This window comes from bacterium (genome assembly GCA_040754625.1).
Classification (GTDB): Bacteria; JACRDZ01; JAQUKH01; order JAQUKH01; family JAQUKH01; genus JAQUKH01.
On sequence record JBFMCF010000098.1, the window covers coordinates 37,532 to 43,679 of the forward strand.

The 6,148-nt window shown below is 37.3% G+C and carries 9 protein-coding genes and 1 pseudogene; all 10 read left to right on the forward strand.

Features of this window, described 5'->3' with window-relative positions; genetic code table 11:
• The first annotated feature begins 93 nt into the window (after positions 1 to 93).
• The 10 genes and pseudogenes from infA to AB1498_09635 all read left to right on the forward strand — a co-directional run bounded on the left by infA (position 94) and on the right by AB1498_09635 (position 6,012).
• A complete protein-coding gene (gene infA / locus AB1498_09590; protein ID MEW6088539.1) occupies positions 94 to 312 on the forward strand; it encodes a translation initiation factor IF-1 in 219 nt (72 codons plus the stop codon).
• A gap of 37 nt (positions 313 to 349) precedes the next feature.
• Positions 350 to 463 carry a 50S ribosomal protein L36 gene (gene rpmJ, locus AB1498_09595; protein ID MEW6088540.1) on the forward strand — a complete coding sequence of 38 codons (114 nt, stop codon included), beginning with the start codon at positions 350 to 352 and terminating at the stop codon, positions 461 to 463.
• A 75-nt stretch (positions 464 to 538) separates the two neighbouring features.
• Positions 539 to 919 carry a 30S ribosomal protein S13 gene (gene rpsM / locus AB1498_09600; GenBank protein ID MEW6088541.1) on the forward strand — a complete coding sequence of 127 codons (381 nt, stop codon included), beginning with the start codon at positions 539 to 541 and terminating at the stop codon, positions 917 to 919.
• Positions 916 to 1,290, forward strand: coding sequence for a 30S ribosomal protein S11 (rpsK, locus tag AB1498_09605; protein MEW6088542.1), 375 nt, complete (start codon positions 916 to 918; stop codon positions 1,288 to 1,290). Before rpsM ends, rpsK begins: the two co-directional genes overlap by 4 nt.
• Before the next feature lie 231 nt (positions 1,291 to 1,521).
• Positions 1,522 to 2,148, forward strand: a complete 627-nt coding sequence (rpsD, locus tag AB1498_09610) for a 30S ribosomal protein S4 (GenBank protein MEW6088543.1) — start codon at positions 1,522 to 1,524, stop codon at positions 2,146 to 2,148.
• 28 nt (positions 2,149 to 2,176) lie between these two features.
• Complete coding sequence (locus AB1498_09615) at positions 2,177 to 3,166, forward strand: DNA-directed RNA polymerase subunit alpha (GenBank protein MEW6088544.1); 990 nt, start codon at positions 2,177 to 2,179, stop codon at positions 3,164 to 3,166.
• A 2-nt stretch (positions 3,167 to 3,168) separates the two neighbouring features.
• Positions 3,169 to 3,516 (forward strand): annotated as a pseudogene (gene rplQ / locus AB1498_09620) (50S ribosomal protein L17).
• Between the two features lie 630 nt (positions 3,517 to 4,146).
• Positions 4,147 to 4,581, forward strand: a complete 435-nt coding sequence (locus tag AB1498_09625; protein ID MEW6088545.1) for a putative toxin-antitoxin system toxin component, PIN family — start codon at positions 4,147 to 4,149, stop codon at positions 4,579 to 4,581.
• A complete protein-coding gene (locus tag AB1498_09630) occupies positions 4,571 to 4,837 on the forward strand; it encodes a toxin-antitoxin system HicB family antitoxin (GenBank protein MEW6088546.1) in 267 nt (88 codons plus the stop codon). The genes AB1498_09625 and AB1498_09630 overlap by 11 nt, the downstream gene beginning before the upstream one ends.
• A gap of 266 nt (positions 4,838 to 5,103) precedes the next feature.
• Positions 5,104 to 6,012, forward strand: a complete 909-nt coding sequence (locus AB1498_09635) for a radical SAM protein (GenBank protein ID MEW6088547.1) — start codon at positions 5,104 to 5,106, stop codon at positions 6,010 to 6,012.
• Positions 6,013 to 6,148: the final 136 nt, after the last annotated feature.

A 6,148-nucleotide genomic window follows, 5' to 3' on the forward strand; every position in this document is an offset into this window, starting at 1 on the left:
TAGTTGTTAGTGAATAGTAGATAATTATAAGAAAAATAATGTCTTCAACTAATTACTGTCTACTGTTCACTATTCACTAATATTAAGGAGAAAATGGCTAAAGAGAAAGCTGTTGAGGTTGAAGGTAAAGTAGTAGAAGCATTACCTAATGCTATGTTCCGTGTTGAACTGAAAAATGGGCATAAAATGCTTGCCCATATTTCAGGAAAAATGAAAATGAATTTTATCAGGATTCTGCCGGGAGACAGGGTTTTAGTTGAATTGTCGCCTTATGATTTAAGCAGGGGAAGGATTACATATAGATATAAATAGCGCTGAAGGCTGAAGGCTAAAGGCTGAAGGAGTTTTTATGAAAGTGAGAGCATCAGTAAAACCAATTTGTGAAAAGTGCAAGATAATCAGAAGAAAAAATGTAGTAAGGATTATTTGTAAAAATCCTAAACATAAACAGAGGCAGAAATAATGTAGGGGCGGTTCTTGACCCGCCCAACAACAGGGCAATTCATGAATTGCCCCTACAAATAATATTGGAGGAAAAATGGCACGAATTGCTGGAGTGGATATTCCAAGAGAGAAAAGGGTAGAAATAGCCTTGACTTATATACACGGTATCGGAAGAAAAATATCGAATGATATTTTGAAAAGGGCCAGGGTCAATCCTGATACAAGGGTGAGAAGTCTGACCGAGGAAGAAGCAGGACGTATTAATGAAATAGTTGCACGGGAATATAAAGTTGAGGGAGAAATAAGGACTGCTGTTGCCATGAACATCAAGAGGCTGATGGATATAGGGTCTTACCGGGGTGTCCGTCATAGAAAGGGTTTGCCTTCCCGCGGCCAGCGGACACGTACAAATGCAAGAACAAGAAAGGGCCCAAGAAGGACAATGGGGATAAAGAAAGGTAAAATTGAAAAATGAGTACAAAGAAAAAGGAAAAAAAAGATATCAGAAACGGCATCGCTCATATTCATTCAACGTTTAATAATACCATAGTAACTATTACTGATTTACAGGGAAATGTAATTTGCTGGTCAAGCGCAGGGATTACCGGTTTTAGCGGTTCAAGAAAGAGTACTCCCTTTGCTGCCCAGAGGGCCGCAGAGAACTGCGCACAAAAAGCTGCCGGTCATGGGATGAAAAAAATAGATGTATACGTAAAAGGCCCTGGTGCGGGGAGGGAGGCAGCTATACGCGCCCTTCAGACAGCAGGAATAGAGATAAGTTTAATAAAAGATGTAACACCGATTCCTCATAATGGATGCAGACCGCCGAAGAGGAGAAGGGTGTAAATGAGACTACAATTTAACAAATTAATATGCAGTTAAATTGTATAGTCGAATTTACCCCGCACCAAAACTTTCTATTTGGTGTATGGTAAATTGTTAGTAGAAGTGTTGAAATTCTAGTGCAAAGGTTTATTTGTTACTGATAAACAGTTTTTGGTGCGGGGTTCAATTCGCACTATCATTTTTGTACGCACTTCATGCTTCATAAATGATGTGCTCATTGAAGGAGAATTAATGGCAAGATATTTGGCTTCAGATTGTAAATTATGCAGAAAAACAGATTTTAAATTATTTTTAAAGGGAAACAGGTGTTATTCGGATAAATGCACCCTGGAAAAAAGAAAGGTTCTTCCGGGACAGCACGGGGCAAATAAGAAAAAATTATCTGAATACGGATTGAGGCTTAGGGAAAAGCAGCGTTTAAGGTTTACCTATGGGCTTTTGGAGAAACAGTTTAGCAATTATTTTGATAAGGCGGCCAAGGCAAAAGGGATTACAGGAGAGAATCTTTTATTACAGATGGAAAGACGTTTAGATAATATAGTTTTTAAATTGGGATTCGCGGTTTCCAGAATGGAAGCCAGGCAATTAGTTACACATGGGCATTTTTTGGTCAATAAAAGGAAAGTAAGTTTTCCTTCCTTTTCAGTGAAAATTGGAGATGTGATTGAAATAAAAGAGAAATCGAAAGAGAATGTCAGGATAAAAGAAGGATTGGAATTGCTTGAAAAACGCGGACAAACAAACTGGCTGGAATTAAATAAAGAACAGTTAAAAGGAGTTGTGAAATATTTCCCGGCAAGAGATGAAATGGGTATTCCGATACAAGAAAAATTGGTTGTAGAATTTTATTCACGTTAAAAGTTTTCCAAAAAAGGAGATAGAAGAAATGGAAAAAACACTTTGGAAAGGTATGGAGAGGCCAAGAAAAGTTATAGTTGAGCAGGACACCTTGACTCCTACCTATGGAAAATTTATTGCAGAACCTTTTGAAAGGGGTTACGGGATCACAATTGGCAATTCGCTTCGGCGGGTATTAATTTCATCTCTACCGGGAGCGGCGGTGACTTCTGTAAAATTTGAAGGTATTACACATGAATTTACTACTATCCCGGAGATTAAAGAAGATGTTACTGATATAATTTTAAACCTGAAAGAATTAGTGTTAAAATTAAACGGGACAGGTCCTGTAAATATTAATTTAAATGTTCACGGTGAAAAGGAAGTAAAAGCCAAAGATATAGAAGCCCCTTCTTCTATAGAAATATTAAATCCGGAACAGCATATTGCGACACTCGGGAAAAGAGGGAAACTTAATTTAGAGTTAACAGTAGATGTAGGCCGTGGTTATGTGCCTGCGGAATTTAATAAAAAAGAAGGACAGGCCATTGGTGTTATTCCTGTAGATTCTCTTTTTTCACCTGTTAAAAAAGTGACCTTTGATGTGCAGAAAACAAGAATCGGACAAATGACAGATTATGACCGTGTGGTTTTGGAAATCTGGACAAATGGAAGTATTAAACCGGAAGACGCTTTAGGGTACGCGGCCAAGATAGTGAAAGATCATATGTCGGTTTTTATTAATTTTGAAGAAAAAGAAGAAGTAATCTCTGATGAGAAAGATGAAGATAAAAAACTTAATGAATTATTGGACCAGAGTGTAGAGGAATTGGAACTCTCTGTCCGTGCGGCCAATTGCCTGAGGAATTCAGAAATAAAGACAATAAGAGATTTAGTGCATAGGTCCGAAATTGATATGTTAAAATTCAGAAATTTCGGAAGAAAATCCTTGAATGAAATCAAGGAAATTTTAGTCAGCATGGGTCTTTCTTTCGGGATGAAGATAGATGAAAAAAATAAGAAGAGGAAAGAGGAGTAATTATGAGGCATCGTAACAATAAGCGAAGATTGGGAAGAACTGCTTCTCATAGAAGTGCTATGCTTAGAAATATGGTTACTTCATTTTTGGAGCATGAAGAAATTGTTACTACTGAAGCTAAAGCTAAGGAATTGAGGAGAGTAGCTGAAAAAATGATTACATGGGGAAAAGAAAACAACTTGAGCGCCAAGCGGGAAGTTATGCGTATTGTGAGGGACAAAAATGTTATGAGGAAACTTTTTGAAACAATAGCGCCGCGTTTTGCAAGCCGTTCAGGTGGATATACAAAGATTGTAAAAATCGGCACACGGCTGGGAGACGCCGCGGAAGAGGTAATGATTAAACTGGTGGGATAAAAAAAGTTAAAAATCAGTAGGACTTAGAGGACTTAGGGGACGGAGGACTTAGGGGACGTTGGTGCTGAAATTGCTTTACAGCATTCAATAATATGTGAAGACGATCCCTATCTGCAGGAATTAGTACGGTATATACATCTGAATCCATACAGATAGAGTGCTCAGATAGGCGTGTAAGGAATATTAATTGATAAAGTAAAGTCCGATTTGAAGGAATAAGGTTTGTAAAAACAATATTGCAAACAGGCTAATATTTGGGTGGAGACCGTAAGCAAAAAAATATATTTTTTGTTATAGGCTAAGTGTTTTTTCTTGACTTACTTTCTTATAGGCGTCCCCTATTCTCTCCTTCCGGTATTCCGGCTGCCTATTTAGATAAATCAAAAAAAGTGGCCTGAAATGAATCTGAATGACCAGCCGGATTGGAGCGGATTTTACACGATCTGAAGCATTGAAGATTTATCTATTTTAGCTCTATTTTGAATCAAAGAGACGGAAGGAAAATACCTAACACCAGCGAATTCATGCTATATACACGAAACACAACCATAATACTTAATTGTTTTCTATTTGAAATTTAAAAAACCACTTGACAAATGATAGCAAATATACTATCATTTCAATATGAAAATAGTTTTGGATACCAATGTGCTATTCCAAGCAATCTATAGTGATAAAGGCGCATCGCATAAGATATTGTCCTTAATAAGGTCAGGGGACTTGACATTACTGATTTCAACGACAGTAATTACTGAATATGAGGAAGTTCTCAAACGAAACATCGGGGAGCTAAATTTAAACAAAGAAAATATTGAGGACCTTCTGGTTTATTTTGGTTATATTGGCAAAAGGGTTATTCCGCACTACTTATGGCGTCCTAATTTACAAGATGAAGATGATAATATATTTGTTGAATTGGCATTAAACGGCAATGCCGATTGGCTTATAACACAAAATATCAGTGATTTTAGAAATAACGCCGAATTAAGATTTTACGATCTCAAGATTGACACACCATCAAATTTTCAGAAATATTGGAGGAAGAAAAATGAAAAATAAAGCTAGCGTTTTAACCATTCGTATACCAAAAAGATTGAAAAATGAAATTGAAAAGGTGTCTGATACCCAAGGGGTATCAATAAACCAATTCGCGTTATTCGCATTTACGAAAGAAATAGTTGAAATTGAGGACAATAAGTATTTTCAAAAAATATTAAAAAATAAAACCCGGGAAGAGATATTAAGCAATTACGACAATATTATGTCTGGTAAAAAATATTCAAATGAAAATGTTCCTGACTGGGACAAAATATAATTGAATTAGAAATTGTCAACCAGACGCCAGACTGTGTGAAAACTGACACTAAAATCACATAAATTCAATTTGTTTATTCAAAATAGTATTAAATCATTTTTATTTTAAAAATATCGATCTGATTCCGATTTTACCTGCCAAATAAAAATATATTGAAAAAACCCTCTATGCAAAGAGCTCCTTTTTGTGCTAAAAAAGTTTTTCTTTGGGTATTTACTGATTCAAATATAATAGCATACTTATTTTTATGGTATAATTAAATCGCCATGTTTCTTCCTGGATGGTTTAATTATTTTTTATCTTATTATTTTGAAACCCGATTCCTTGGGCATAAAAAACCCATATTAGCCGGATTTAAACTTACCCATAAATGTAATTTGGCATGTAAACATTGCCCGTTTTGGCGGAGACAATACCCGGAAAACCTGAAGTTTAACCAGGTGATTGATATCCTGCACAGACTGCATCAATTAGGTGTCCGCCTGATTGTTTTTGAAGGCGGGGAACCGTTTATTTGGCAGGACGGGAATTGGACCCTCGCGGATTTAATACCGGAAGCAAAAAAATTATTTTTCAGCATAGGAATAACCACAAACGGGACATTCCCGCTGGATGTCCCCGCCCATACAATCTGGGTAAGTTTTGACGGTCTTGAAAATACACATAATTATATTCGCGGGAAACCGGTTTTTAATGAGGCGGTTAGAAATATAAAATCCTCTGCCCATCCCGGCATCTATGCAAATATTACGATAAACAGGATAAATGTAAAGGAAGTGCCGGAACTTGTCAAATATTTAAATAAGCTTGTTAAAGGAATCACTATCCAGTTCCATTACCCCTATGAAGAGGCAGACGAACTTATGGCGTCTAAAGAAGATCGCCGTATTGTCCTTGATGAATTGATTGACCTTAAGCGGGAGGGTTATTCTGTTGCAGATTCGGTTTCCGCACTTGAGGCCTTGAAAGAAAACACATGGCGTTGCCATGACTGGATGCTGGCGGATGTTGACCCGGACGGGAAAATAAATTTAGGATGCTACGTGAAAAACCGCGGCAAAGTCAGCTGTAAAGACTGTGGCTTCGCCGCCCATACCGAAATTTCCCTTGCCTATGATTTAAACATAGAGGCGTTTCAGGCGGGGAGGAGGATATTCAGGTATCAGAATGGGTAGCGGGGCTTCAGTAACCGGTCAGTTACCGGTGGAAATCAGGTAGGCGCAGGCTTTAGCCTGCGAGGAATCAAGTGAATAATAAATCTTAAAGACAACAGCAAAAAAAACCGAAGCAAAAGCCATAAAAAAAGGGAAT